General features: G+C 38.2%; 23 protein-coding genes. 16 read left to right on the top strand and 7 right to left on the bottom strand.

The window, feature by feature from the left end; all coding sequences use genetic code 11:
• Positions 1 to 214: 214 nt before the first annotated feature.
• The 9 genes from R3X26_RS17605 (at position 215) to R3X26_RS17565 (ending at position 10,157) form a co-directional block, all read left to right on the top strand.
• Positions 215 to 1,513 carry an adenylosuccinate synthase gene (locus R3X26_RS17605; protein WP_317718640.1) on the top strand — a complete coding sequence of 433 codons (1,299 nt, stop codon included), beginning with the start codon at positions 215 to 217 and terminating at the stop codon, positions 1,511 to 1,513.
• A 213-nt stretch (positions 1,514 to 1,726) separates the two neighbouring features.
• Positions 1,727 to 2,365: a flagellar protein MotX gene (gene motX, locus R3X26_RS17600; protein ID WP_317718639.1), complete on the top strand. Its 639-nt coding sequence runs from the start codon at positions 1,727 to 1,729 to the stop codon at positions 2,363 to 2,365.
• A gap of 145 nt (positions 2,366 to 2,510) precedes the next feature.
• The gene (gene rnr / locus R3X26_RS17595) at positions 2,511 to 4,970 is read left to right on the top strand and encodes a ribonuclease R (protein ID WP_317718638.1); all 2,460 of its coding nucleotides are present in this window, start codon (positions 2,511 to 2,513) and stop codon (positions 4,968 to 4,970) included.
• Between the two features lie 41 nt (positions 4,971 to 5,011).
• On the top strand, positions 5,012 to 5,749 hold the full coding sequence (gene rlmB / locus R3X26_RS17590) for a 23S rRNA (guanosine(2251)-2'-O)-methyltransferase RlmB (protein ID WP_317718637.1): 738 nt from the start codon (positions 5,012 to 5,014) through the stop codon (positions 5,747 to 5,749).
• 159 nt (positions 5,750 to 5,908) lie between these two features.
• Positions 5,909 to 6,307: a 30S ribosomal protein S6 gene (gene rpsF / locus R3X26_RS17585; protein ID WP_317718636.1), complete on the top strand. Its 399-nt coding sequence runs from the start codon at positions 5,909 to 5,911 to the stop codon at positions 6,305 to 6,307.
• Between the two features lie 69 nt (positions 6,308 to 6,376).
• Positions 6,377 to 6,604: a 30S ribosomal protein S18 gene (gene rpsR / locus R3X26_RS17580; RefSeq protein WP_000090471.1), complete on the top strand. Its 228-nt coding sequence runs from the start codon at positions 6,377 to 6,379 to the stop codon at positions 6,602 to 6,604.
• Positions 6,605 to 6,637: 33 nt separating this feature from the next.
• Positions 6,638 to 7,090, top strand: coding sequence for a 50S ribosomal protein L9 (gene rplI, locus R3X26_RS17575; protein ID WP_317718634.1), 453 nt, complete (start codon positions 6,638 to 6,640; stop codon positions 7,088 to 7,090).
• A gap of 298 nt (positions 7,091 to 7,388) precedes the next feature.
• Positions 7,389 to 8,783, top strand: a complete 1,395-nt coding sequence (locus tag R3X26_RS17570) for a replicative DNA helicase (RefSeq protein ID WP_317718633.1) — start codon at positions 7,389 to 7,391, stop codon at positions 8,781 to 8,783.
• A 267-nt stretch (positions 8,784 to 9,050) separates the two neighbouring features.
• A complete protein-coding gene (locus R3X26_RS17565; protein WP_317718632.1) occupies positions 9,051 to 10,157 on the top strand; it encodes a CdaR family transcriptional regulator in 1,107 nt (368 codons plus the stop codon).
• Positions 10,158 to 10,384: 227 nt separating this feature from the next.
• Here the strand turns inward: R3X26_RS17565 and R3X26_RS17560 are convergent, their stop codons facing one another.
• From R3X26_RS17560 to R3X26_RS17540, 5 genes are read right to left on the bottom strand one after another with little or no spacing between them, the layout of a single operon-like run.
• Positions 10,385 to 12,244, bottom strand: coding sequence for an ABC transporter substrate-binding protein (locus R3X26_RS17560; protein WP_317718631.1), 1,860 nt, complete (start codon positions 12,242 to 12,244; stop codon positions 10,385 to 10,387).
• Between the two features lie 12 nt (positions 12,245 to 12,256).
• Entirely contained in the window at positions 12,257 to 13,276 is a 1,020-nt protein-coding gene (locus tag R3X26_RS17555; protein ID WP_317718630.1) for an oligopeptide/dipeptide ABC transporter ATP-binding protein, read from the bottom strand.
• A 3-nt stretch (positions 13,277 to 13,279) separates the two neighbouring features.
• Positions 13,280 to 14,260 (bottom strand): ABC transporter ATP-binding protein, encoded by a 981-nt coding sequence (locus tag R3X26_RS17550; RefSeq protein ID WP_317718629.1) that lies wholly within the window; start codon positions 14,258 to 14,260, stop codon positions 13,280 to 13,282.
• Positions 14,261 to 14,263: 3 nt separating this feature from the next.
• Positions 14,264 to 15,433: an ABC transporter permease gene (locus R3X26_RS17545; RefSeq protein WP_317718628.1), complete on the bottom strand. Its 1,170-nt coding sequence runs from the start codon at positions 15,431 to 15,433 to the stop codon at positions 14,264 to 14,266.
• A gap of 8 nt (positions 15,434 to 15,441) precedes the next feature.
• Positions 15,442 to 16,431, bottom strand: coding sequence for an ABC transporter permease (locus tag R3X26_RS17540; RefSeq protein ID WP_317718627.1), 990 nt, complete (start codon positions 16,429 to 16,431; stop codon positions 15,442 to 15,444).
• Between the two features lie 708 nt (positions 16,432 to 17,139).
• On the opposite strand from R3X26_RS17540, the gene pgi reads away from it, so the two are divergent.
• Positions 17,140 to 18,792 carry a glucose-6-phosphate isomerase gene (gene pgi, locus R3X26_RS17535; protein ID WP_317718626.1) on the top strand — a complete coding sequence of 551 codons (1,653 nt, stop codon included), beginning with the start codon at positions 17,140 to 17,142 and terminating at the stop codon, positions 18,790 to 18,792.
• Positions 18,793 to 18,873: 81 nt separating this feature from the next.
• On the opposite strand, the gene R3X26_RS17530 is transcribed toward pgi, so the two are convergent.
• Both R3X26_RS17530 and zur read right to left on the bottom strand, forming a co-directional pair.
• Entirely contained in the window at positions 18,874 to 19,335 is a 462-nt protein-coding gene (locus R3X26_RS17530) for a chemotaxis protein CheX (RefSeq protein ID WP_317718625.1), read from the bottom strand.
• Between the two features lie 11 nt (positions 19,336 to 19,346).
• Positions 19,347 to 19,784 carry a zinc uptake transcriptional repressor Zur gene (gene zur, locus R3X26_RS17525; protein ID WP_317718642.1) on the bottom strand — a complete coding sequence of 146 codons (438 nt, stop codon included), beginning with the start codon at positions 19,782 to 19,784 and terminating at the stop codon, positions 19,347 to 19,349.
• Positions 19,785 to 20,099: 315 nt separating this feature from the next.
• Here zur and dusA point away from each other — a divergent pair, with 315 nt between their 5' ends.
• The 6 genes from dusA to R3X26_RS17495 all read left to right on the top strand — a co-directional run bounded on the left by dusA (position 20,100) and on the right by R3X26_RS17495 (position 26,382).
• Positions 20,100 to 21,104 (top strand): tRNA dihydrouridine(20/20a) synthase DusA, encoded by a 1,005-nt coding sequence (gene dusA / locus R3X26_RS17520; RefSeq protein WP_317718624.1) that lies wholly within the window; start codon positions 20,100 to 20,102, stop codon positions 21,102 to 21,104.
• Between the two features lie 171 nt (positions 21,105 to 21,275).
• Positions 21,276 to 21,485: an envelope stress response protein PspG gene (locus R3X26_RS17515; RefSeq protein WP_317718623.1), complete on the top strand. Its 210-nt coding sequence runs from the start codon at positions 21,276 to 21,278 to the stop codon at positions 21,483 to 21,485.
• A 243-nt stretch (positions 21,486 to 21,728) separates the two neighbouring features.
• Positions 21,729 to 21,959, top strand: coding sequence for a hypothetical protein (locus R3X26_RS17510; RefSeq protein ID WP_317718622.1), 231 nt, complete (start codon positions 21,729 to 21,731; stop codon positions 21,957 to 21,959).
• Positions 21,960 to 22,080: 121 nt separating this feature from the next.
• A complete protein-coding gene (locus tag R3X26_RS17505) occupies positions 22,081 to 23,895 on the top strand; it encodes an assimilatory sulfite reductase (NADPH) flavoprotein subunit (RefSeq protein WP_317718641.1) in 1,815 nt (604 codons plus the stop codon).
• A complete protein-coding gene (gene cysI / locus R3X26_RS17500; RefSeq protein ID WP_317718621.1) occupies positions 23,895 to 25,610 on the top strand; it encodes an assimilatory sulfite reductase (NADPH) hemoprotein subunit in 1,716 nt (571 codons plus the stop codon). The genes R3X26_RS17505 and cysI overlap by 1 nt, the downstream gene beginning before the upstream one ends.
• A complete protein-coding gene (locus R3X26_RS17495; protein WP_317718620.1) occupies positions 25,603 to 26,382 on the top strand; it encodes a phosphoadenylyl-sulfate reductase in 780 nt (259 codons plus the stop codon). The genes cysI and R3X26_RS17495 overlap by 8 nt, the downstream gene beginning before the upstream one ends.
• Positions 26,383 to 26,592: the final 210 nt, after the last annotated feature.

Below are 26,592 nucleotides of genomic sequence, written 5' to 3'. Positions count from 1 at the left end.
TTTCGGATTGATTTTTCAATAGTACTTGTTCGAAAGAACAAGCATTAGAAAAAAGGAAGCCTTGGCTTCCTTTTTTTGTGGCTGAAGGAAAGTTGATATTTGTTGTGTAATTAATCCCTTATCACTTTATGCACTCTATATGCTTAAAAAATGACTGCAAGAAGTTGAGTTAGGTGCTAGAATCCATTTTTAACTAGCTATCAGAACTGGAAAGATGGGAAATAACGTAGTCGTTCTAGGCACCCAATGGGGTGACGAAGGTAAAGGAAAAATTGTAGACCTATTAACGGAAGATGCAAAGTATACCGTGCGATATCAAGGCGGACACAATGCGGGTCACACTCTAGTCATTGACGGTGAAAAAACCGTTCTCCACTTAATACCATCAGGCATTCTTCGCGATAACGTAAAATGTGTTATCGGTAATGGAGTAGTACTCTCTCCTGATGCACTTCTTAATGAAATGAAACCTCTTGAAGAGCGCGGGATTCCAGTACGTGAACGCCTATTCATTTCTGAAGCTTGTCCACTAATATTGCCTTATCACATTGCTTTAGACCAAGCTCGTGAACTTGCACGTGGTAAAAAAGCAATTGGTACCACGGGACGCGGCATTGGACCAGCTTACGAAGATAAAGTTGCACGTCGTGGTCTTCGCGTTGGTGACTTATTCGATAAAGAAGCGTTTGCTGAAAAACTAAGAGAAGTAATGGATTTCCATAACTTCCAGTTGGTGCATTTCTATAAAGCAGAAGCAGTTAGCTATGACGAAGTACTCGAGCAAGCGATGGGTTATGCCGATCTTTTAACGTCAATGGTAATTGATGTGACCGATGAACTGGATGCAGCTCGTAAGCGTGGCGATAAAATTATGTTTGAAGGTGCTCAAGGTACACTTCTTGATATTGACCATGGTACTTACCCATACGTAACATCATCCAATACTACTGCTGGTGGCGTTGCTGCTGGTTCTGGTTTTGGTCCTCGTTATATCGGTTATATTCTAGGTATTGCTAAAGCGTATTGTACTCGTGTTGGTTCAGGCCCATTCCCAACAGAACTTGATGACGAAATTGGTAACCATCTAGGTACGAAAGGTCAGGAATTTGGTGCAACGACGGGTCGTAAACGGCGTTGTGGCTGGTTTGATGCTGTTGCCATGCGTCGAGCTATTCAAATCAATTCATTGTCTGGATTCTGCCTAACTAAGTTAGATGTATTAGATGGCTTGAAAGAACTAAAAATCTGTACGGGCTATAAAATGCAAGACGGCACTGTGCTGAATGTTTCTCCAATGGCAGCAGAAGCTTTTGAACAAGCAACGCCAATTTATGAAACGATGCCTGGTTGGGAAGAGAACACTTATGGTGCTAAATCACTAGAAGCACTTCCTCAAGCTGCGTTAGATTATATTAAGCGTATTGAAGAATTGACAGGTGTTCCAATTGATATTGTTTCTACCGGCCCTGATCGTAACGAAACCATTATTAAGGTTCATCCTTTTAGCGTTTAATTGATAGAGTTAATGCTAACGGGATAAATTAAATTTAAGCCGACTACCTAGTGTAATCGGCTTTTTTGTATCTTTAGTGGCGTGTTGGATTCTGGTTATTGGCTAATAAGATCAAATATAATAAAGAAAGATCATCATTTGCGCCTATATTTGATTAAAGTGAAACCGCAAATTGCCGATAAGGTAAGCACGGTATGATTAAAGAGTGCAGGTATGAAGCTTAAATTGATGGCTGCGTCACTGTTATTAGCGCTGTCCCCGTTATCTCAGGTGAAAGCTGAATTAGCGGATGTGGGTGAACCAGTCCCTATATACACAGAAGCGGAACTAATAAAACTGATTGATAGCAATAAACACTTAGAACGAGTAAAAGCAGATAAGTGCCAGTTGGTAGAAGATATTGTTGCCCGTGCAACAAGAATTAACTTGCCCGCTTATGAATTGCTGTACGGCGATATGTTGACATGGGGTGTTTGTGTTGATAAGGATGTTGAGCTAGGCCTTTATTACATCGAAAATTCCGCTCATCAAGGGTTTCCTTCTGCTTTAGAGCAGTTAGGACGTTATTACTCAAGAGGAACGATTGTCCAACAAGATAAAGAGCGAGCTATCCCGTATTTAAGAGAGGCGGCTGCTATGGGTAATTTGAGAGCGAGAATCCACTTAGCAGAATTACTTCTGCGTGATTATGGCAGCCCACTAGATTATGAAGATGCTTATCGTTGGCTATATAACTCAGTTACTGGCGACAAGACACAACACAAAAGAATTAGTGTATTACGCAGTGGTTTAGAACAGCGTATGCCCCAAAATATTATCGCTAAAGCGAAAAGACGGGACGTTTTTTGGTAATGTGCTAACTATCGCCAAATTTTTTAATCATACTGTATTGATAACGCTCCATTGCAAATGTGGGGCGTTTTTGTTTTTAATTACTTATTTTTGCTACAAGTATATATACTTAAACTAAATCCTCTTTTTCTATAGCAGGTTACCTATGTTAGACAATACCCCTAAAGATAAATTCGCCGATCGAGAAGCGGAAAAATACGATAACCCTGTACCAAGTAGAGAGTTTATTACTGAGTTTCTTAAGCAGGCTAATGTACCAATGAATCGTAACGACCTTTTTGAAGCGTTAGGTTTATCGGGAGAAGAACAATATGAAGGATTACGTCGTCGATTAAGAGCTATGGAGCGAGATGGACAGCTCGTTTTTACTCGTCGTCAATGTTATGCCTTGCCTGAGAAACTAGAAATGATCAAAGGGACCGTTATTGGCCATAGAGATGGTTTTGGTTGGGTAAGACCTGAAGGTAGTGCAGGAAAAGAAAATGATGTGCTATTACCTCATCACCAAATGCGCACGATCATTCACGGAGATTATGTTCTTGTTCAACCCACAGGTAACGATAAACGCGGCAGAAAAGAAGGTCGTTTAATTCGTGTGCTAGAGGAGCGCAAGACTCAAATTGTTGGGCGTTTCTTTTTAGAACAAGGTTACTCATATGTCGTCCCAGATGATTCACGGATTCATCAGGATATTTTAATTCCTGATCATGAAAAAATGAATGCTCGGATGGGTAACGTTGTTGTCATTGAAATTACCAATCGTGGTAGCCGTTCTAAAGGTATGACTGGACGAGTGGTTGAAGTTCTTGGTGAGAATATGGCACCAGGTATGGAGACTCAAATCGCGATTCGTACTCATCAAATTCCTAATGATTGGCCTGAGGCGGTTGAAAAGCAAATACAAGGCTTGGCTGAACACGTTCCTGAGGAAGCTAAAGTAGGTCGAGTTGATCTTACTGATTTGCCGTTAGTGACGATTGACGGTGAAGATGCTCGTGATTTCGATGATGCAGTTTTTTGTGAGAAAAAGCCTAGCGGTGGATGGCGTTTATGGGTAGCGATTGCTGATGTTAGTCATTATGTTCGACCAGGCACAGCACTAGATAAAGAAGCGATTAATCGTGGTAATTCGGTCTATTTTCCATCTCAAGTAGTGCCAATGCTTCCTGAAGTACTTTCAAATGGGCTGTGCTCACTCAACCCACAAGTTGATCGCTTATGCATGGTGTGTGAAATGACCGTTTCCGCTACAGGTAAATTGTCCGGTTATAAGCACTATGAAGCGGTAATGAATTCTCATGCTCGCTTAACCTATAACAAAGTAGCTAATATTTTAGATGGTGATGAAGAGTTACGTGATCGTTATAAGCCTTTGGTTCCACATCTTGAAGAGCTGCATAATATGTATCAAGTGCTCAAAAAAGCAAGGGATCAACGTGGAGCAATAGAATTTGAAACACTAGAAACCAAATTTGTTTTCAATGCGGATCGTAAAATAGATCGCATTGAACCAGTGGTTCGAAATGATGCACATAAACTTATCGAAGAATGCATGATTTTAGCCAACATTGCCTCAGCATCATTGGTCGAAAAATTAAAAGAACCAGCGTTATATCGGATTCATGAAACCCCAGGAGAGCAGAGATTAACAGGTTTTAGAGACTTTCTTGGTGAATTAGGTTTAAATCTAACTGGTGGTCTAGAGCCTACTCCGACGGACTACGCTGCGTTAATGAAAACTATTGTAGAGAGACCAGATAAAGAGCTGATTCAAACCATGTTATTACGATCGATGAAACAGGCGATTTACAGTGCAGATAATGCGGGTCACTTTGGTTTGGCTTTAAAACGTTATGCGCACTTTACATCACCAATTCGTCGTTATCCTGATTTGTTGTTACACAGAGCTATCAAGTTCCTTATTGCTAAACAACAAGGTCGTAATACCGACCGTTGGACTCCGACTGGTGGATACCATTATTCGTTTGATGATATGGACGTGTACGGTGAACAATGTTCAATGACAGAAAGGAGAGCAGACGATGCAACTCGAGAAGTTTCTGATTGGCTTAAATGTGAATATATGCAAGATCATGTGGGAGATGAGCTTGAAGGTGTAATCGCTAATGTGACCGGTTTTGGTTTCTTTGTTCGACTAAGTGAATTGCATATAGATGGATTGGTACATATCTCCTCTTTAGCCAATGATTATTATATTTTTGATGCTGTTGGTCAGCGTTTGAAAGGAGAAAGCTTCGGTAACATTTATCGCCTAGGTGATAGCGTTAAAGTAAAAGTTCGTTCGGTTAATCTTGACGATAGACAAATTGACTTTGAATTAGTTGAAACAAGTCGTAAGCTACGCGGGAAAGGAAAAACAGCTAAAAAACGTGCTGCACAAGCTGATAAAAAACCGGCTTCAAAGTCTCGCCGTGGAGGCAAAGCTAAAGCATTAATAGAGCCAACGAAAAGACCGGACGGCACGTCTGATAAAAATACTGAAAACAGTTCGGTTAAGAAGAAAACAAAGTCTGAGAAAGCACGTAAAAGAAAGTCTCGAGTAAAAAATAATCAAGCTCAGAGCAAACGACGTGCGTCTAAATAAGACGGTTAACTTACAATACAGAATCAATTAAAGAGTAAAAAATGAGTAATGAATTTATCTATGGCATTCATGCTGTAAAAGCGGTTTTAGAGCATGATCCAGCTCGTTTTATTGAAGCATTTGTGCTCAAAGGGCGTCAAGATGACCGTTTGATGCCACTTATAACCCAATTACAACAATTTGGTGTTTCGGTGCAACAAATGGGTCGAAAAGCTTTAGATGATAAAGCGAAAGGAGCGAATCATCAGGGAATTATTGGTCGAGTAAAAGCGGCTAAAGCGCTCAATGAAAATGATTTAGACAATATTCTAGCCCAACAAAAACAACCGCTGTTTCTTATTTTAGATGGCGTGACTGACCCACATAACTTAGGGGCTTGTTTACGGAATGCAGACGCAGCAGGCGTAGCAGCTGTTATTGTACCAAAAGACCGATCCGCACCATTAAGTGCTACTGTGAGTAAAGTAGCTTGTGGTGCTGCAGAAACAGTTCCTCTCATTCGCGTAACAAACCTTGCTCGTACTATGCGTGCGATGCAAGAACACAATGTATGGATTGTTGGTACAGCAGGTGAAGCGACACATGATATCTACCATGCGAAACTCAATGGTCCTTTAGCTATTGTTATGGGCGCGGAAGGAGATGGCATGCGACGTTTAACTCGAGAAACTTGTGATGATTTAATCAAAATCCCTATGGCTGGCACCGTATCGAGTTTGAATGTTTCAGTAGCTTCTGGCATCTGTTTATTCGAATCGGTTAGACAGCGTAGCGTATAGCTTTTTGTTTCTTGCTTAACAGTGAAAATACTGCTTGTTATTGGCCTGCTTTTTCTATAATATTTGCCGTCCTTAATTCTCGGTCATTTTATACAAGTTCCTTGCTTCCCTTGGACGACCGGGCCATACGTGGAAGCTACTAATCCGTAAGGAGCAAACATGCGTCATTACGAAATCGTATTCATGGTGCACCCTGATCAAAGCGAGCAAGTTGCTGGCATGATCGAGCGTTACACTGGTTCTATCACTGAAGCTGGCGGTACTGTACACCGTCTAGAAGACTGGGGTCGTCGTCAAATGGCTTACCCAATCAACAAGCTTCACAAAGCTCATTACGTTCTTATGAACGTAGAAGCTGGTCAAGAAGTGATTGACGAGCTAGAAACTGCTTTCCGTTTTAACGATGCAGTTCTACGTAACATGATCATGCGTACTAAAGCTGCAGTTACTGAGCAATCTATTATGCTAAAACAACGTGAAGAGCGTGCTGAACGTGCTCCACGTCGTGAAGAGCGTACAGAAGCTAAGCCAGAAGCTAAGTCAGAAGCAGCTGAGTAATTATGATGACTTCGGTCATTAATACTACTCAACATACTTAATCAAAAATTTAAGATCAGGAGATAGCCCATGGCTCGTTTCTTCCGTCGTCGTAAATTCTGCCGTTTTACTGCAGAAGGCGTACAAGAGATTGACTACAAAGATGTAGCAACTCTTAAAAACTACATCACTGAAGCTGGTAAAATTGTACCTAGTCGTATCACTGGTACTAGTGCTAAATATCAGCGTCAACTCGCTCGTGCTATTAAACGTGCACGCTACCTAGCATTGCTGCCTTATACTGATAAGCATCAGTAATAGACACGTTTTATTAAGAGAGAGGATTAAATAATGCAAGTTATTCTACTTGATAAAATCGGTAACTTAGGTGGCCTAGGCGATACAGTTAATGTTAAGTCTGGTTATGCTCGTAACTTCCTTATTCCACAAAATAAGGCAGTAATGGCAACTAAAGCTAACACAGAAATGTTTGAAGCTCGTCGTGCTGAACTAGAAGCGAAAGTTGCAGAGCAACTAGCTGCTTCAGAAGCTCGTGCTGAAACTGTGAACGCATTAGAAGCTGTTGTTATCGCATCTAAAGCGGGTGATGAAGGTAAACTATTTGGCTCTATCGGTACTCGTGACATCGCTGACGCAATTACTGCGGCAGGCGTTGAAGTATCTAAGAGTGAAGTACGTCTTCCTGAAGGCGCTTTACGTAACGTTGGTGAGTACGAAATTAGCATTCAACTTCATTCAGAAGTATTTGCTAAAGTTACTCTTCAAGTTGTTGCTGCTGAGTAATTTCAGTATCCGATGACAAAAAAACATCAGCTTCGGCTGGTGTTTTTTTATGCCTAAAATCTGAATCTAGAAAATCTATCTTTACAAAAATAATCTGAAAATTAATTAGACTCATCTCATTTTGAAGTGAGCTCTTATTTTTATCTGGCATATATAGCTTTATATAATTGAATAATATGAAGATTTTTTGTTTCTCTTCTGTTCAATATGCGCTTAGTTCTGGTTTTTTTTATTTGGGGATTACAAATGGTACAATCCCGTTATAATGTGTCGCTATAACTAGTTACAGAGTATCACCATGGTCGAAATCAGAAACAAAAATACTGCCGATTCTCAAGTTGACGCAATTAAAGTTCCCCCCCATTCATTAGAAGCTGAGCAATCCGTTATTGGAGGGCTACTTTTGGATAATGAACGGTGGGATACGGTTTCTGAACGTGTTGTAGCAAAAGATTTTTATAGCCGTCCACATCGCCTGATTTTTGAAAGTGTGAAGATCATATTAGAAGAGAGTAACCCTCTTGATTTGATCACTTTGTCCGAATTTTTAGAGCAACGAGAGCAATTAGAAGAAGTTGGTGGCTTTGCTTATCTGGCGGATCTCGCAAAAAATACGCCCAGCGCAGCAAACATCAATGCCTATGCAGATATTGTTGCAGAAAGAGCTTTGGTTCGTAATCTTATCGGTGTGGCAAATGAAATAGCCGATGCAGGTTATGATCCCCAAGGTCGAACATCAGAAGATTTGCTCGATCTTGCTGAAAGTAAAGTGTTTGCTATTGCGGAAGAAAGGACAGGAGAGAATGATGGCCCACAAAGCATCGATTCTATTCTTGAAAGTACATTAGAACGTATAGAAGTTCTGTATAAGAGTCCTCAAGATGGAGTGACAGGTCTTACTACTGGTTTTGTCGATCTGAATGAAAAAACTGCAGGATTACAAGGATCTGACTTAATTATTGTGGCTGCTCGTCCTTCTATGGGTAAAACCACTTTTGCCATGAATTTATGTGAAAATGCGGCGTTAGCCCAAGATAAGCCAGTGTTGATTTTTTCACTTGAAATGCCATCTGAACAACTTATGATGCGTATGCTTGCGTCATTGTCGCGTGTCGATCAAACTAAAATTCGGACCGGTCAATTGGATGATGAAGACTGGGCTAGAATTTCTTCTTCTATGGGCATACTGATGGAGAAGAATAATATTCTGATAGATGATAGCTCAGGTTTAACACCAACCGAACTGCGTTCACGAGCGCGTCGTGTCGCCCGTGAACATGGTGGTATCAGTATGATCATGATCGATTATCTTCAATTGATGCGTGTCCCCTCACTAACAGAGAATAGAACGTTAGAAATTGCAGAGATATCTCGTTCACTAAAAGCGTTAGCGAAAGAACTGAATGTGCCTGTTGTGGCGTTATCGCAGCTAAACCGATCGCTAGAGCAGCGAGCAGATAAACGACCAGTAAACTCCGACCTACGTGAATCAGGTTCTATAGAGCAGGATGCCGATTTGATCATGTTTATTTATCGTGATGAAGTTTATCACCCTGATAGTACCATGAAGGGAATCGCAGAAATTATTTTGGGCAAGCAGCGTAATGGTCCAATCGGTTCAGTTCGTTTGACTTTCCAAGGTCAATTCTCTCGGTTTGATAATTATGCAGGTCCTGCATTTGATGATGAGTAAAGTGTCCTAAATAAAGAAAAAATTTGATTTATTTGTATACTTTATTTAGTTTCGTCAATTAATTAGTATAAAATATACTATATGTATCTTTTTGTTTTAAAATGCTTTTTTATTGCATAATAAAGAAATTGTAACGCACCGTTTGTCGGCGCTGATATTGACGGTTAATCTGCTTTATTTGTACTACAAATAGTTGAGATATTACTCGCAACAATATAAACGTGGTTGTTTAAAATTACTGCATGTTTTATCAGTGATACTATAAAAGTGCATATTGAGCTTAAAGAAAGTCTGGCCCAGCGTATCGTTGAACGGACAAATCGTATCACTAATTACCCTATTGTCGTTATGGACAAAAAGGGTTACATCATTGCTTCTACTAATCCTGCTCGAATGTATCAAAAGCATGGCGGTGCAATATTAGCCATGAGCCAACTTAAGACAATTGAAATTTCCTCTAGCATGATCACCCAATATTCCAATGTTATGTCAGGCATTAATTTACCTATAATGTACAACGATGAACCGATAGGTGTTATCGGTATTGCTGGACCTTTAGAAGAGGTTCGACCGTTAGGGGAAATGATTAAAATGGCGGCCGAGTTGGTAGTCGAATATATGTCTATGATAGAAGTTATTCGTCAGAATGAACGGAGGGGAGAAGAATTTTTATTAGAGTGTATTGATTCGGAAACACCCGCGAAACATATTATTAATAGAGCCTCTATGCTCAAGGTGGATTTTGAGCAAGCTTTTGCTATGGTATTGATTGAAAGTGGTTCGGATTTCGACAATAAAGAGGTTATCATTGCATTGAAATCATGGCCTGTGAAACACATCATGGCCGAGTATTCGAGCAACACTATCGCTGTTCTGATTTATATTACAGATCATAAGCAGCGTAATTATTCTTTGTTGCAAGATTGGCAGAACTTTAAAACCTATTTAGTGAACACCTTATCACCTAATACTTTCAGTGCTATTGGAGCGGTTTATAACGATATTGTTAATTTACCGATGGCGTTTGAAAGTGCTCAAGCTGTACTGAGATCTGGGCAACGTTTATTTCCGAAACAACGCTTTTTTCAATATTCAGATTTAGAAATTCCGGCGTTATTTAATGGGAGTTTTTCAAGTTGGCAATCAGAAAAAATAACCAGTTATTTAAAAGCGTTAGAGCATAAAGACCCGAGTTTTATTGAAGGTCTCATTTGCTGGTTTGACAATAATTGTGATATAAAAAAAACCGCTGAAAAATTGTTTATCCACCCTAACACACTGCGTTATAGAATTAAGAAAACAGAGGAAATTTGCGAGCTCAACTTATCGAATTATAAAGATAAATGTCGTCTTTATTTTAGTTTGATTTCGTAATCGTACTTTTCTATCTAATGAAATGTTGCCAGATAAATAGCGATTAAAATTCCAAAAGTAATTTTCCGAAAGTAAAACTGTTTGAATAAATTAAGCCTTTATCTATTGCTACGTTAAACCTGTGTAAGTAGATAATGAGATGATTTTATGGTACTGACATAACTTCAATCCAACCGTTTCCGTTTTAATTGAGGCTTATCGAAGCGACAAGATAAACCTCTAAACTATTAATCTTCTATAAACATTTGTTCCTTTTTATGAAAGAACGGGCTTTTATACACAGAGTAGAATCTTTCAGGTACGTTCTTCATTCGGTTATGAACAACAGCAGGAGAGCCGGTGTAGCGTAAGATGCCTATGGCATATAGGTTTTCTGCATGAATTTCCATAACTTCATTTACTTTACGGGCAAATTCTTCTTTGTTTGTTTCGTTAAGTAACTGTTCATAATATTCACTTAATATTTCCATCTCTGGTGTGGGTTTTACACCACTTGTTCCATTCGATAAATAGTAAGCGGATTGGAGAGGCGCGAAGTTGTTTTCGGACATAACAGGAAAGTAGTTATTAGCACCAAATAACGGATTCAAACCAGAAGTATTGTTGTGTAATACCATCTGATAATCGCCGCCACGACGAATTTGGTTAAAATAACTCTTTTCATCTGAACGCATAACAAAACGTAAACCTAAGTTATCCATGTCTGACTTTATAAGTATTGCACCTTCTTCACTGATTTTTCTACCAGCTTGAAAATGAACTAAAAAGCTGAGTTGTTTTCCATCTTTGTCTAATCGGTAGCCATCTTTATCTCGTTTATCTAAACCCAATTCATCCAACAATTTGTTAGCAGTCTTTGGATCGAGTTGCGTGTAGGCTTGGGATGTTTTTTGACTGCCACCTGGAGAAGTTGTTAGCAAAACCGATTGTGCTGGCTCAGATAACCCTACGCCTAATATTTGATTCTGTGTATCTCGGTCTATTCCTAAAGATATAGCATGTCGAAACTTCTTCGAACGCAATAGGCGCATAACTTCTGCATTTCCGTCATAGTCTTGGTTTGAAAACAGAACGAGCATATTTCCGTGATCACTCAAATCCATAAGACGAGTAGTGTAATTACCTGCTTGTTCACCTTTTTTAAGAGCAGTAAAGTCACTGGTCAGTTTAGAAATACGATCAATATCAACTTCTCCTGCAAGTGCTTTTAATATCATAACTTGTGGTTCGGCTGTTTGCGGCCAAGTCATAGCGTCAATATATGGTAGCTGGTTTCCTTCAGTATCGACTTTCCAATAATACGGGTTACGTACTGCACGCTGCTGAAGTTCTTGTGGATCGGTGTCATATATCCAAGTGTATAGGACCGGAAGATCAGGGTTTGTATTTGAACGAGTATTCCAGCGATTGTGGAATAACTGACGCCAATCGGTCATCCCAGCTAGTTGGATTTTCTTTTCCAGTTCTTGCTCTGAAGTAAAGCTGGGCAAATAGTCTTTCAAGTAGTGTTTTGGGCTTTGTGGTAGACGAAACTCAATAGTAGAGCGCAAATGCATTTCAATTAAGTTTGGGTTAGGTTGTTTAAATTCAAACTCAAAAGTTTGTTCGTCAATAATATTTAATTTGGCAGGTTCACCACCGGACAAAAATAATGATTTAACACTAGGGGACAATTTAGAGTTTAACTCTAAATCGTTATACCAAAAAGCAACATCTTCTGTGGTAAATGGGACACCATCCGACCATTTCATGCCTTTACGTAAGGTAAATCGATAGACTCGCTGATCATCAGAAATTGAATAGGATTCAGCCAAATGAGGAACACGTTGTTGATTATCATCTAATATTACTAGAGGTTCGTTACTCCATTCGTGAAATTGATAATTAGGGATAACACGACGCCAAGTTCCACCGTATTTACCGATTTCATTGATAGGTGTTACAACCAATGGGTTTTCAGGAAGACGTTTGTCTACCGCTGGAATCATGCCATTATTAACCATGTCAGTTAAGATGGGTGACTCTTGATATGCCCAAGTATTAAATGTTCCTAGTACTAAGGTCAGAGCTGCAATTTTAAGTTTCACGTTGTTCTCCTATTATTGTTGGTAAATATCTTCAACAAAGTGACAAGCACTTTGCCGTAGGATCTCCTTACCTTCATGTAAGAAGGAGAGTTCTCTTAGTTCAGGAACATCGCTCTTACACTTGTCTTTGGCATATTTACATCTGTTGTGGAATGTACAACCTGAAGGTGGGTTTGCCGCATCTGGTATTTCACCCCCCAAAATATCTGTACGAATGCCTCTTTCATTAATATCAGGTATAGCGTGCAATAACGCTTCGGTATAAGGGTGTAACGGTCTTTGATACAATTCAGCTGTTGGAGATACTTCGACTATTCTGCCCAAATACATAACCCCGACACGATCGCATAGGTACTTAACCACACTGAGGTCGTGTGAAATGAATAAGTAAGATAGGTTAAATTTGTCTTTTAGGTTACCGAGTATTTCTAGAATCTGAGCTTGAACGGATACATCAAGAGCACTAACTGCCTCATCAGCAACAATGAAACGTGGTCGAGTAATTAGAGAGCGAGCTATACCTATACGTTGCCTTTGACCACCAGAGAAAGCATGAGGATAGCGCATTAAATGTGAACTTCTTAACCCTACCTGTTCAATCATCTCTTTAGCTTGCTCATACAGATATGTTTTGTCTTTGATCCCTGCAAGTCTTAATGGCTCTTCTAATATTTCTTGAACTGTCATTCTTGGTGATAGAGAAGAGTATGGATCTTGAAAAATCATTTGTACTTCTTGCCTATAGGGCCGAAGTTCTTTATTTGACATAGGAACAAGATCTATCTTCTCGCCACTTTTACTATGGAATATCACTTTGCCTGAAGTGGGTTCTATAGCTTTTAGAATGGCTCGGCCAACGGTCGTTTTCCCACAACCAGATTCTCCAACTAACCCAAAAGTTTCATTTGGGTAAATTTTAAAATTTATATCGTCTACAGCTTTGATCAAACCTGTACGCCTACTAAATGCACCACCTTTCATACTGAAATGCATTTTTAAATTTTCGACTTCAATTAATGGGGTAGAATCCATGAGCTATGCCTCGAAACATCTGACGTTATGGCCATCTTCTTGTGATACAAAAGGGGGAACTTGTTGTTGGCATTGTTGTGTTGCTTTGTCGCAACGCATCCAAAACGGGCAACCTGTAACGTGAGCGTAAGGATCGGGGACACTTCCTTTAATTGGTTTTAGTGCTTCGCTGGTACTCAGTGTGGGTATCGATTCAATTAATGCCTTGGTATAAGGGTGTTTAGGACTTTTTAAAATATCATCTGTTTTGCCATATTCGACAATGTACCCAAGGTAAAATACGGCAATTTCTTCAACCATATTGGCAACAACAGCAAGATCATGAGTGATCAAGACTAATGCCATATTTTGTTCTCGTTGCACATCTTTTATTAGACTTAAAATTTGAGCTTGTACGGTGACATCTAATGCAGTTGTTGGTTCGTCAGCGAATAAAAGGCGAGGACTGCAGCTAATAGACATTGCAATCATTACTCTCTGACGCATACCACCCGATAATTGAAATGTATAATCATCGTAAACTTCATTAGCTCTTGGTACTCGTGCGCGTTCTAGCATATGAATTGCATGTTGTTTTGCTTGATATTTATCCATATCGGTATGTTGCATGATGAGTTCACGCATTTGACTACCAATAGTATGGATAGGGCTTAAACTGCTCATTGGCTCTTGAAATATCATCGATATTTCTTTGCCGCGAATACTGTTTATCGCTTTGCCATTAATTTTCGTATTGAGTACATCAAAGGGTTTTCCGTTTTTATAGTAAGTTACTTCACCTTTTGAAACTCTAAAGGATGGCTCTGGAAGCAAACGAATAGCTAAGCGAGACGTAACACTTTTTCCGCATCCTGATTCACCAACAATACCAAGACTCATACCTTCATAAATGGTCAAATCTATGTCATTTAATGTATTCGTTACACCTTCAATGGTATGAAATTGAGCGGCTATATTTCTATATTCAAGTAATTTATTTCGCATAATTTAAGCTCTATTCATATATGGATCAGCAGCATCACGTAGGCCGTCGCCCAAAAAGTTAAAAAATAGTACAGTGGCAATGACAAAGATTGCGGGATACAGAATCCAAGGATAATTAGCTATAACTTCAATGCTTTGCGCTTCTTGTAGTAATACGCCCCAACTAACGACAGGAGGGCGTAACCCTATTCCTAAAAAGCTTAAAGAGGTCTCTGCAATAATCATCGAAGGAATGCTGAGCGTTGCAGATGCGATAACAAAGCTAGTTGAACCCGGTAGTAAATGCTTGCGAATGATATAGAAATTACTGGCTCCAGATAGTACAGCGGCTTCAGTATATTTGTCTTCTTTTAGTCGCATGACGATTCCGCGAACGACACGTGCGATTCCTGTCCAGCCAATAACAGACAAGATCAGAGTTATCATGAAGTAAACAAATATAGGTGACCAATATGGCGGCAATGACGCGGCCAGTGCCATCCAAAGTGGAATTGATGGAAAAGACATTAATACTTCAATGAGTCTCTGGATTGTTGTGTCGATTTTTCCGCCGTAAAAACCTGAAATACCACCTAACACAACACCAAAAACGAGACTAAGAAACACACCAATTAACCCAATGGAAAGTGATATTTTTGCTCCATGAACAACTTTACTAAATATATCTCGTCCCAGTTTATCTGATCCCATCAAGAATAGTGCTGCGCCAGAGTCTACTCCAATTAAATGGATATTCGTTTCGAATAAACCTAAAAAACTATAATTATAACCTCGATGGAAAAAATTAATTGGATAAGAATCACTTCCTTGGGTGTACTCATATTCCAGCGTTTCCATATTTATTTTTCTGGTTAAATTATAAATAAAAGGTCGTGTAAAACCACCTTCCTTATCAACAAAATGAATTTCAGTAGGTGGAACATATTTAAATTTCGCATTATAAGTATTAATATCCATAACACTAATTAGATCTGCAAATATAGCTATTGTATAAAAAATTACGATCATAATTGCACTAAATAATGCCATTTTATGTTGCTTGAATCGTAGCCACATTAAACGAGATTTTGATGCATAAAAAATATCATTACCTTTATCTTCATGTAATTCATCCAGTTTTGGATGATTTTTTTTATCCGAATCATTCGGCTCAAGAATAGATTGCGACGTCATAATATCTCCTAAGATAGACGAATGCGTGGATCTAACAAGGCAAGTAAAATGTCAGAGATCAAAGTACCAATAATGGTGAGTACAGCGAGCATCATTAGAAAGGTACCAGCAAGGTACATATCTTGACTTCTCAACGCTTCTAATAAGTATGGTCCGGTAGTTGGCAAACTTAATACAATTGCTACGATGGCACTGCCAGAAACAAGTTCAGGTAACATCCATCCAATAGTTGATACTAAAGGGTTAACCGCATGTCTTACTGGATATTTAAGGACTACTTTATAGGTAGGAAGCCCTTTAGACCGAGCAGTATCAACATAAGGTTTATGGAGTTCATCCATCATAGTTGCACGCATTATTCGTATTTTGCTTGCTGTGCCAGCAGTGCCAACAACAATAACGGGAATCCAAATGTGTTGCATGGCGTCCAGTACTTTATTGACACTCCAAGGAGCGTTTATATATTCTTGTGAAAATAAGCCAGAGAAAGGGCTACCAAACCAATTTAGGGATAAATACATTAACAACAAAGCAAGAAGAAAATTAGGAATAGCTAGTCCTAAAAACCCAAAAAAGCTGACGATATAATCAAATAAAGTATAGGGTTTTAACGCGGTTAATATACCAGTAAAAAAAGCAGTAACTAGAGTGAATATTAAGGTAATAAAGGTGATTAAAAATGTTAATCCTAGCTTGCCCCAAATTAATTCTTGTACCGGCTTTTGGTGTTGAAAAGAATAGCCAAAATCACCACTTGGAAATCCACTTATCCAATTAAAATAATTAATTATCATACTATCGCTAATGCCAAGTTCAGCCTGAATACTTTCTCTTAGAGCATCAACATCATTAATTGAACCATCTATAACCATTCTTTCTGATATATAGGCATCGACAAAATCACCGGGTGGTATTTGAATAATAATAAATGAGACGATTGATATTATTACAAGTGTCGGTATGGCTATTAAACAACGTCGAAAAATATAAGATAACATGATGCCTCTTTAATTTTTTTAAGTTTTTTCGTACATTTAATTTGACTGTTTTTAAGAAGAATATTGTTTATCTTCTGCAAATTTATATAAAAAATAAATAACAAGATTAAGTTTATTGGTAGTTATCATGCCCTATGTCATCTTGTATGACATTAGATGAATGTTTAAATATCTAATCAAAAATAGTCTGGTTTTTGTTCTATTGAACAAATCTCTATTTTGTATGTCACAAACTATTAGAGTTAAGTTAACTGGATCACATAGAAAATTTGAATTGAACGACTTTGCATAGCGTTTAGCTTGAGTATTAGAGAAAAAGTTTAGATTTGAGGTTTAGTAATAAATTTTTGTAGAAAGTACTTTTATTTGTGATGCAGAGCAGTTAAAACTAGTGATCTGATGTATCTCAATATTCTCAAAGAGACGATACGTCATAATCATGTAGATTATTAATGACATCATAAAAATTAAAACGATAAAGTTATAATGATAACAACTACAACGATAAAAATGACAACGATAAAAAATCATTAAGATTGTTGTTTGAAAGCCTTTTAGCTTTCATAGAGATTAAGATAGCACTAGACAAGTTGTCATTTTTTAAAGCGAACTCATTTTCATTTTCATTTTAAATTAGGGACTCAATTATTGTCGACATCTGTTTACGCTTTATTGAGTTTAACCTACTGTAATAACAGGACTTACATAATGTTAAAAAATATTAATCCAACTACAACGCAAGCATGGAAGGCATTAACCTCCCATTATGAATCTGCACAAGATATGGAGCTTAAAACGTTATTTGCATTAGATGACGATCGTTTTTCAACGTTTTCTACTACGTTTGGTGACGATATCTTAGTCGATTACTCCAAAAATTTAATTACCCAAGAAACAATGGACAAGCTGTTTGCTCTGGCAGAAGAAACAGAACTTAAAGCCGCAATGGATGCGATGTTCTCTGGAGAGAAAATAAACCAAACAGAAAATCGTGCTGTACTACATACAGCACTTCGTAATCGCAGTAATAAACCGATTATGGTCGATGGTGAAGATGTCATGCCAGCAGTTAATGCGGTTTTGGACAAAATAGCAGCGTTTACAGATAAAGTTATATCAGGTGATTGGAAAGGATACACAGGTAAGGCAATTACTGATGTCGTTAATATTGGTATAGGCGGCTCAGATCTTGGTCCTTATATGGTGACTGAAGCGTTAACACCATATAAAAATCATTTGAACATGCATTTTGTTTCCAATGTAGATGGTACTCATATTGTTGAAACTTTAAAAAAGGTTAACCCAGAGACAACTTTATTTTTGGTTGCATCTAAAACATTCACCACGCAAGAAACTATGACTAATGCTCATTCTGCACGTAGTTGGTTCCTTGAAACTGCAGGTGATGAGGCTCACGTTGCTAAACATTTTGCTGCACTTTCCACTAACAGCCAGGCGGTATCCGAGTTTGGTATTGATACCGAAAACATGTTTGAATTTTGGGATTGGGTTGGTGGTCGTTACTCTTTATGGTCAGCTATCGGCTTATCTATTGCACTATGCGTCGGTTATGACAATTATGTAGAATTGTTAACTGGTGCTCATGAAATGGACAACCACTTTGTCGAGACACCATTTGAGAAAAATATTCCGGTCATCTTGGCCTTAATTGGCCTATGGTATAACAATTTCTATGGAGCGGAATCAGAAGCAATTTTACCTTATGACCAATATATGCATCGCTTCGCCGCCTATTTCCAACAAGGAAATATGGAATCGAATGGTAAATTTACTGATCGAAATGGCGAACCGGTAGATTATCAAACTGGTCCTATTATTTGGGGTGAGCCAGGTACTAATGGTCAACATGCTTTTTATCAGTTGATACATCAAGGAACCAAACTTATACCTTGTGATTTTATTGCGCCAGCACTGAGTCATAATCCGGCAGGCGATCACCATCAAAAATTAATGTCTAACTTCTTCGCCCAAACAGAAGCGTTGGCCTTTGGTAAGAACAAACAACAAGTTGAAGCTGAGTTTATCGCTGCAGGAAAAACAGCGGAAGAAGTGGCTACTTTAGTTCCTTTCAAAGTTTTCGAAGGGAATAGGCCAACCAACTCTATTCTGGTTAAGAAAATTACACCACGTACATTAGGTAATTTAATCGCAATGTATGAGCATAAAATCTTTGTCCAAGGTGTTATTTGGAATATTTTTACTTTTGACCAATGGGGAGTGGAACTTGGTAAGCAGCTTGCTAATCAGATTCTGCCTGAACTAGCCGATGAGTCTCCAATCGATTCTCATGATAGTTCAACTAATGGTTTGATCAATGCGTTTAAAGCGTTTAAAGCATAAAAGATTGTTTTTAAAATAGTAAAAATAAAAAAGGTTGGTGCACAGTACCAACCTTTAATTTTAATCTCAAAAAGGATATTTTTACTCGAAGCAAATTTCAATAAATGCATTTCCCCATTCAGAGGTAAATGGCATAATAATAATTGCTCCATCGCATTTATGGCGGATAGTATGACCTTTTCCTGAAACTACTATTGGCGTTGCCATATCGAACTCAAAGCCACTATCGGATAAGATTCGCTTAGCTCCACCGGTTACCATATTGGTTATTTCACCTACCAAGTCAGTCACTTCTTCATTTATACCGTTTGGTCGTTCACCGAGCATATTTTGCATTATTTCTAATGCAAGACTTTCGTCAAAAGTAATCGACATGGAACCTTTACTTTTATCGCCAACCATACCGATTAGTCCAGAGACGTCACCACGAGCAATTTCATCTTTTTTTACTCTCGGTTTTTGCGGTTTTAGCTCTAAAGAAGCCATTGTTTTTAACACATTCATTAATGAAGCTAAAAACGGGTTTACAAATTCAGCGCGCATAACATTCTTTCTTATTGGTCGATGCCTGAAGAACACGTACTACAAATACCGTGTGTTTCAATGACATGATTCGTTATTTTGAAACCATGCGTTGCAGCATTATCAGCAAGCAAGGTCATCAGATTATCATCTTGTATTTCAACCACATTACCACAATTGTCACATATAAAAAGTTGTGAGTAATGCTTATTTTGACCACATGAACAACAGGATATAAAGCTATTGTTAGATTCAACTTTATGAATGAATCCTTGTTCTAGTAAAAAATCTAGAGCTCTATATATTGTTGGTGGTTTGGCTTGAGGCTCACTCTCTTTTAGTTGTTCTAAAAGATCATAAGCACTTGAAGCACTTTTATTTGTGCATATAAGCTCAAATACTCGTTTTCTTTGAGGAGTAAATCTCACCCCACGAGCTTCACAAATACCTGATACATGCTCAAGTAACATATTGTCCAAATTACTCACCTTTAAAACTGGACCCTTATAATAATACACTAATTTTCCAAACAGCACAGTTGGAAAACAGACTCTACCCTAAGCGAAAAGGCTACCAAGGATCAAGTTAATCGAAAGCGATCTATGACTTTTGCGATGAAAGTGTTGCGATTCTTAGTTTGAGTATTAGATTGAACGATTTTTTAGGTTTTCTCTGTGTATAATGCGAAAATTATTATTAACGATACTATTTAGTAGCGAAAGAAGTTGAACGCATTTTAAAATCGTTAATGTATCGCTACGCAGTACTTGAACTTCAGAGAAAACATGATAAATCCAGATAAAACTAACAAATACGCCTCTTCACGCTTTTCAGTGGCACCCATGCTCGATTGGACGGATAGACATTGTCGTTACTTTCATCGTCTGATGACCAAAGAATCGCTACTCTATACTGAAATGGTGACAACAGGAGCGATAATTCATGGTAAAAATGATTTTCTTGCTTACAATCAGGAAGAGCATCCTGTTGCTTTACAGTTAGGTGGGTCGAATGCAAGTGATCTGGCAACCTGTGCAAAATTAGCGCAAGAACGTGGATACGATGAAATAAATTTAAATGTTGGTTGTCCTTCAGATCGTGTTCAAAACGGTCGTTTTGGTGCCTGTTTAATGGCAGAACCTGATCTTGTTGCAGACTGTATTAAAGCGATGAAAGATGTGGTGGGTATTCCGGTTACCGTAAAAACTCGTATTGGTATTGACGATTTGGATTCTTACGAATTTCTGTGTGACTTTATCACTAAGGTAAATCAACAGGGAGGATGTGTTGATTTTACTATTCACGCTCGTAAAGCGTGGCTTAGTGGGTTAAGTCCGAAAGAAAATCGAGAAATTCCTCCTCTAGATTACGATCGTGCTTATCAATTGAAACAAGATTTTCCGTATTTAAATATTAGCTTAAATGGTGGAATAAAAACGTTACAAGATAGTGTGGAGCACTTACAACATCTTGATGGTGTAATGATAGGTAGGGAAGCGTATCAAAGTCCTTATATTTTAGCGCAGGTTGATCAACTGATTTTTGGTAGTGATGAACCTGTCAAAAAGCGTACTGATATTGTTCGAGAAATGTACCCATATATAGAAAAGCAACTAGAACAAGGTGCTTACCTTGGTCACATGACCAGACATATGCTTGGATTATTTCAAAGTATGCCAGGTGCTCGTCAATGGCGTCGTTACATTAGTGAAAATGCCCATAAAAAGGGAGCAGGTCTCGAAGTTGTAGAGACAGCACTGGCTAAAATACCTCAAGAGCTTAATGTGTAAATATCACCACTAAGTTGGTCATATTTACCAGTTTGGGATTTTTCTATATTATGGATTGTATTACCTATTGAAAAATAAGGATTATTTTTATTTAGAGTTTGGCTCGATTCCTGCGTAATATAATTTGTGAGTATGTTTACACTTTAAATTAACATTGAATAGGATAGAGTTATGTTTGAGATATTATTTTTTTTGATTTTTGTTGGTATTTTATTTTTTACTGGCCTGAGCATGGTGACCGTTTTTATCGCTGTTATTGTGTCTCTATTGGCGATGTTCCTTATGGGGCTAGTTGGTTTGTTATTTAAGTTATTGCCTTGGTTGATCGCCGTTGGTATTGGTATTTGGTTATATAAAAACTATATTGCTTCTGCCCGTTAGCCGTTTATTGGTGAAACGGTTTTCTTTTTATACTCTTCAATGTTCCCACTCTACACTATGTTTAAACATGGTGTAGAAGTTGATATAAAGCTTAGTTCATCGAAAAATAAGCCTATTTGTCTATCGATTCCTTACCTCTGAATAATAAAATTACAAAAAATATTTAACTTATACCGCCTTATGAACCATGCTTATTACGTGCTAGAAATATCACATAGCTAACGAGTAATAGGGATGATTGCTATGACGCTGACAGAATTAAAAGTTTTATATAAAGAAAAACAATTGGTTGAAGCTATTATTGAACCTTCATTACCTGATGGAAGTTGGATCGTTGAGTTTAGGCATACCAAAGGAGGATTAGTATTATTGACTGATTCTCAAGGCGAAGGATGTCAATATTTTGATTTAGATATTGCATCTAGGTCTGCAATGGCCGTCGGTTTTAATCAAGTTAGAGTAGAAGAAAAGTAATAAATTGATACGTAGTCCTTCTCTTATCTCTAAAAGTTATAAAACATAAATATCCATTCTTTCTTGTTATTACTAGGAATGGTTAATCTATTGTCACAAAATTAATAGGAATGATGTGACAATGGTATCAAAGCAACTCTCTGCATTAGCAAGCCCGTTGAATGATCAACAGTCTGATCAACTAACGCAAGCTATATCTGAACTCTCTCCTCAACAACTTGCTTGGGTAAGTGGGTATTTTTGGGGAATAAGCCAGAATCAATCTGTTGGTGCAGAAGCGCCATTGAATCAAATTACAACACAAAGTAATCCGCAACCCGCTAGAAAGCTATCTATTATCTATGCATCTCAAACTGGAAATGCAAAAGGTGTTGCTGAATCATTAAAAGACTCAGCTTTAGCACAAGGTATTGATGCTGAATTATTTGATGCTAGCGATTATAAAGGTAAAAATTTAGCTAAAGAAACACATGTTATTATTGTTGCCTCCACCAATGGAGAAGGTGAGCCACCAGATAATGCCATTGAACTGCATGAGTTTTTACAATCTAAGAAAGCACCAAAGCTGGAAGGATTACAGTATGGTGTGATTGCATTAGGTGATTCCAGCTACGAATTTTATTGTCAAACAGGTAGAGATTTCGATAGCTTCCTAAGTAAGCTTGGCGCCACACCATTTGTAGAACGCCTCGATTGCGATGTCGACTACGAAGAGTCAGCTAGAGCTTGGGTTATCGATGCGCTAAATAATGTGAAGCAAGCTTTTGCTTCTAGCGTACCGTCAGAAACTGATGTATTACCAGTTACTCAGACCACACATAGTGAATACAATAAGCAGAATCCATTTAGCGCATCACTTTTAACTAATCAAAAAATCACAGGACGTGACTCTGGTAAAGACGTGCGTCATATTGAAATTGATTTAGATGGTTCAGGTATCACATATCAGCCAGGTGATGCTCTAGGTATATGGTATGAAAATAGTACTGAATTAGTTGATGCAATCCTCAATCAAGTCGGACTATCTGGTATTGAAAGTGTGGAAGTGGCAGGTGAAAGTCTTTCAATTCGCAAAGCGCTTATTAACAAGTTTGAAATTACAGCAAGTAATCCACAACTCGTTACTAAGTATGCGGAGTTATCGGCTAGTAAAAAACTACAAAAACTGGTTGAAGATAAAGATAAATTGAGAAATTACTCAGCCAACACTCAAATTATTGATGTGTTTGCAGAGAAAAAAACCAAGCTTACTGCTGATGAGTTAATTGGATTGCTGCGTAAAATAACACCACGTCTTTATTCTATCGCATCTAGTCAAGCTGAAGTTGAAGATGAAGTACATTTAACTGTCGGTTTAGTTGAGTATCAAAAAGGTGATGAAGCACGTTATGGTGGAGCATCAGGCTTCCTCGCTCAGAGAGTAGAAGAGGGAGGTGAAGTTAAGATTTTTATCGAAAATAACAATAATTTTAAGCTCCCAAGTGATGACTCTACGTCGGTTATAATGATTGGTCCTGGAACCGGTATCGCTCCTTTCAGAAGTTTTATTCAAGAACGCGAAAATAGAGATGCAGAAGGTAAGAACTGGCTATTCTTTGGGGATAGAACATTTACACAAGATTTTCTTTATCAAGTTGAATGGCAAAAATACCTTAAGTCAGGCGTGCTTACAAAACTCGATGTGGCATTCAGTCGCGACCAACAACAAAAAGTCTATGTACAAGACCGATTATTAGAAAATGCCTCACAAGTTTGGCAGTGGATAGAGCAAGGTGCATATATTTACGTTTGCGGTGATGCAACACGTATGGCTAAAGATGTTAACGAAGCTCTCGTTACTATCGCACAAAATCAAGGTCAACTTAGCCAAGAAAAAGCAGAAGAATTTATTAACAATCTACGCAAAGATAAGCGTTATCAGAGGGATGTATACTAATGAGTGATCAAGTTGTGTTGGGCAAAGTATTAGGTCCTCTTTCTGATAATGAGCGACTAAAAGCCGAAAGCGATTTTCTGAGAGGAACAATCGAAGCAGATTTAAATGATCGTATTACTGGCGGATTTACTGCTGATAATTTTCAACTGATTCGTTTTCACGGCATGTACCAACAAGATGATAGAGACTTTAGAGCCGAGCGAGCGAAACAAAAACTAGAACCGTTACATAATGTAATGCTTCGAGCCCGTATGCCGGGCGGAATAATTAACCCCAAGCAATGGTTGGCAATCGATAAGTTTGCAGATGAACATACTCACTATGGCAGTATTCGACTAACGACAAGACAAACATTTCAATTCCATGGTGTATTGAAACCAAACATTAAGCTGATGCATCAAACACTTAATGCCATTGGCATTGATTCGATAGCAACAGCCGGTGATGTAAACCGTAATGTATTATGTACCAGTAACCCGATCGAATCTGAATTACACCAAGAAGCTTATGAATGGGCAAAAAAAATAAGTGAGCATCTATTACCTAAAACTCGAGCTTATGCAGAGATCTGGTTAGATGGTGAAAAAGTTGAAACGACAGATGAAGAACCAATACTTGGCAGCACGTATCTTCCACGTAAATTTAAAACTACGGTAGTTATTCCACCTAATAATGACATTGATGTTCATGCCAATGACCTTAACTTTGTTGCTATAGCACATGAAGGGAAATTAGTAGGGTTTAATGTTCTTGTTGGTGGCGGTTTAGCCATGACGCACGGTGATACTTCAACCTACCCAAGAAGAGCGGACGATTTTGGTTATATTCCTCTAGAGTACACCTTAGAAGTAGCAGCTGCTGTTGTTACGACTCAGCGTGACTGGGGAAATCGTTCCAACCGTAAAAATGCAAAAACCAAATACACATTAGATCGTGTCGGAATTGATGTTTTTAAAGCGGAAGTAGAAAAAAGAGCAGGGATTCAATTTTCAGAAAGTAAACCTTATGAATTTACTACTCGAGGTGATCGCATTGGATGGCTAAAAGGGGTGGATGGAAATTACCATTTATCACTGTTTATCGAGAATGGTCGATTACTAGATTTCCCAAACAAACCTTTAAAAACAGGTGTTGCCGAAATCGCGAAAATACACAAAGGCGATTTTCGTATGACGGCTAACCAGAATTTGATCGTTGCAGGTGTGTCTGCTGATCAAAAAGAACGCATTGATCAGATCGCTCGAGCACATGGTTTGATTGATGATAGTGTTTCAGTACAAAGACAAAATTCAATGGCTTGCGTAGCATTCCCAACTTGTCCACTTGCAATGGCAGAAGCAGAACGATTTTTGCCTGAGTTTGTTACTGATATCGAAGGTATATTGAAAAAACACAATTTACCGGAAGATGACAATATCATTGTGAGAGTAACAGGCTGTCCTAATGGTTGTGGTCGAGCGATGTTGGCTGAAATAGGCCTAGTTGGCAAAGCTCCAGGTCGATACAATTTGCATTTAGGTGGAAACAGAGCTGGTACTCGAGTGCCTAAAATGTACAAAGAGAATATTACTGACAAACAAATACTCGAAGAGATCGATTTGTTGGTAGGTAGATGGGCAACAGAACGTAATGATAATGAATGCTTTGGCGATTTCACGATAAGAACTGGAATTATAGAAGAAGTCATTATCTCTAAGAGAGATTTTTATGCTTGATACATCTCCAGCAGTTTTGGTTTTAGATGAGCTTACTAAGCTTAACAAAGTTGAACAAAGCTTAAAGCTTGCAGAAATTAATGTTGAGTTAGAAGCCATGTCTGCTCAACAAAGAGTAGAGTGGGCAATAAACAACTTAGCCGGAAATCATGCTGTGTCATCCAGTTTTGGTATACAGGCTGCTGTGATGTTGCATCTCTCTAATGAAATCAAACCTGATATTCCAGTAATACTAACGGACACAGGGTACTTATTTGCCGAGACTTACCGTTTTATTGATGAGTTAAAAGATAAACTCAACCTAAACTTAAAAGTTTTCCGTGCCGTTGAAAGTGCAAGTTGGCAAGAGGCGAAGTATGGCAAACTATGGGAACAGGGCGTAAGTGGAATTGAGAAATACAATAAGCTTAATAAAGTTGAACCCATGCGTAGAGCATTGCAAGAATTAGAAGTGAACGTTTGGTTATCCGGTTTAAGGAGAGATCAATCTAATTCGAGGGCAAACTTACCAATACTCTCTATCCAAAATGGTGTTTTTAAATTTTTACCTATTGCTGATTGGTCAAATAAAGAAGTACACGAGTATTTAATCGAGAATAATCTGCCATATCATCCATTAAGAGAAGAAGGTTACTTATCTTTAGGTGATGTTCATACAACAAAAAAATGGCAACCGGGTATGAGTGAAGAAGAAACTCGCTTCTTTGGATTAAAAAGAGAGTGTGGTTTACATGAAGATGATGACCTTCAAGAAGGCGGGTTAGGTATCTAAGTCGACCAATAATTACTCAATATATAACAAGTCTGTGGATAAGTTGTTATTAACTTATGTGTAAGATGGTAGCAAAGTGCGCTCAAAATTCTAATTGAATCTGAGCGTATTTTTTTATCAAAAAACGTAAAAAAAGTATTGCTAAAGTAAATGGCTTCTCTATAATGCGCCTCACTGACACGGCAGAGCCCACAAGGGTTACCGCTAAAA

This window comes from Vibrio sp. TH_r3 (genome assembly GCF_033101115.1).
GTDB lineage: Bacteria > Pseudomonadota > Gammaproteobacteria > Enterobacterales > Vibrionaceae > Vibrio.
The sequence above is the reverse complement of the archived record's forward strand: the minus strand, read 5'-3'. Positions and strand labels throughout refer to the sequence as shown.

Bases quoted from the DNA above. Each gene is read 5' to 3' on its own strand.
- R3X26_RS17570 (WP_317718633.1), top strand. From the start codon at position 7,389: ATGGTCGAAATCAGAAACAAAAATACTGCCGATTCTCAAGTTGACGCA.
- R3X26_RS17545 (WP_317718628.1), bottom strand. From the start codon at position 15,433: ATGACGTCGCAATCTATTCTTGAGCCGAATGATTCGGATAAAAAAAAT.
- R3X26_RS17555 (WP_317718630.1), bottom strand. From the start codon at position 13,276: ATGGATTCTACCCCATTAATTGAAGTCGAAAATTTAAAAATGCATTTC.
- motX (WP_317718639.1), top strand. From the start codon at position 1,727: ATGAAGCTTAAATTGATGGCTGCGTCACTGTTATTAGCGCTGTCCCCG.
- rnr (WP_317718638.1), top strand. From the start codon at position 2,511: ATGTTAGACAATACCCCTAAAGATAAATTCGCCGATCGAGAAGCGGAA.
- rpsF (WP_317718636.1), top strand. From the start codon at position 5,909: ATGCGTCATTACGAAATCGTATTCATGGTGCACCCTGATCAAAGCGAG.
- rlmB (WP_317718637.1), top strand. From the start codon at position 5,012: ATGAGTAATGAATTTATCTATGGCATTCATGCTGTAAAAGCGGTTTTA.
- R3X26_RS17495 (WP_317718620.1), top strand. From the start codon at position 25,603: ATGCTTGATACATCTCCAGCAGTTTTGGTTTTAGATGAGCTTACTAAG.
- R3X26_RS17515 (WP_317718623.1), top strand. From the start codon at position 21,276: ATGTTTGAGATATTATTTTTTTTGATTTTTGTTGGTATTTTATTTTTT.
- R3X26_RS17510 (WP_317718622.1), top strand. From the start codon at position 21,729: ATGACGCTGACAGAATTAAAAGTTTTATATAAAGAAAAACAATTGGTT.
- R3X26_RS17540 (WP_317718627.1), bottom strand. From the start codon at position 16,431: ATGTTATCTTATATTTTTCGACGTTGTTTAATAGCCATACCGACACTT.
- dusA (WP_317718624.1), top strand. From the start codon at position 20,100: ATGATAAATCCAGATAAAACTAACAAATACGCCTCTTCACGCTTTTCA.
- R3X26_RS17530 (WP_317718625.1), bottom strand. From the start codon at position 19,335: ATGCGCGCTGAATTTGTAAACCCGTTTTTAGCTTCATTAATGAATGTG.
- pgi (WP_317718626.1), top strand. From the start codon at position 17,140: ATGTTAAAAAATATTAATCCAACTACAACGCAAGCATGGAAGGCATTA.
- rplI (WP_317718634.1), top strand. From the start codon at position 6,638: ATGCAAGTTATTCTACTTGATAAAATCGGTAACTTAGGTGGCCTAGGC.
- R3X26_RS17505 (WP_317718641.1), top strand. From the start codon at position 22,081: ATGGTATCAAAGCAACTCTCTGCATTAGCAAGCCCGTTGAATGATCAA.
- R3X26_RS17605 (WP_317718640.1), top strand. From the start codon at position 215: ATGGGAAATAACGTAGTCGTTCTAGGCACCCAATGGGGTGACGAAGGT.
- zur (WP_317718642.1), bottom strand. From the start codon at position 19,784: ATGTTACTTGAGCATGTATCAGGTATTTGTGAAGCTCGTGGGGTGAGA.
- rpsR (WP_000090471.1), top strand. From the start codon at position 6,377: ATGGCTCGTTTCTTCCGTCGTCGTAAATTCTGCCGTTTTACTGCAGAA.
- R3X26_RS17550 (WP_317718629.1), bottom strand. From the start codon at position 14,260: ATGCGAAATAAATTACTTGAATATAGAAATATAGCCGCTCAATTTCAT.
- cysI (WP_317718621.1), top strand. From the start codon at position 23,895: ATGAGTGATCAAGTTGTGTTGGGCAAAGTATTAGGTCCTCTTTCTGAT.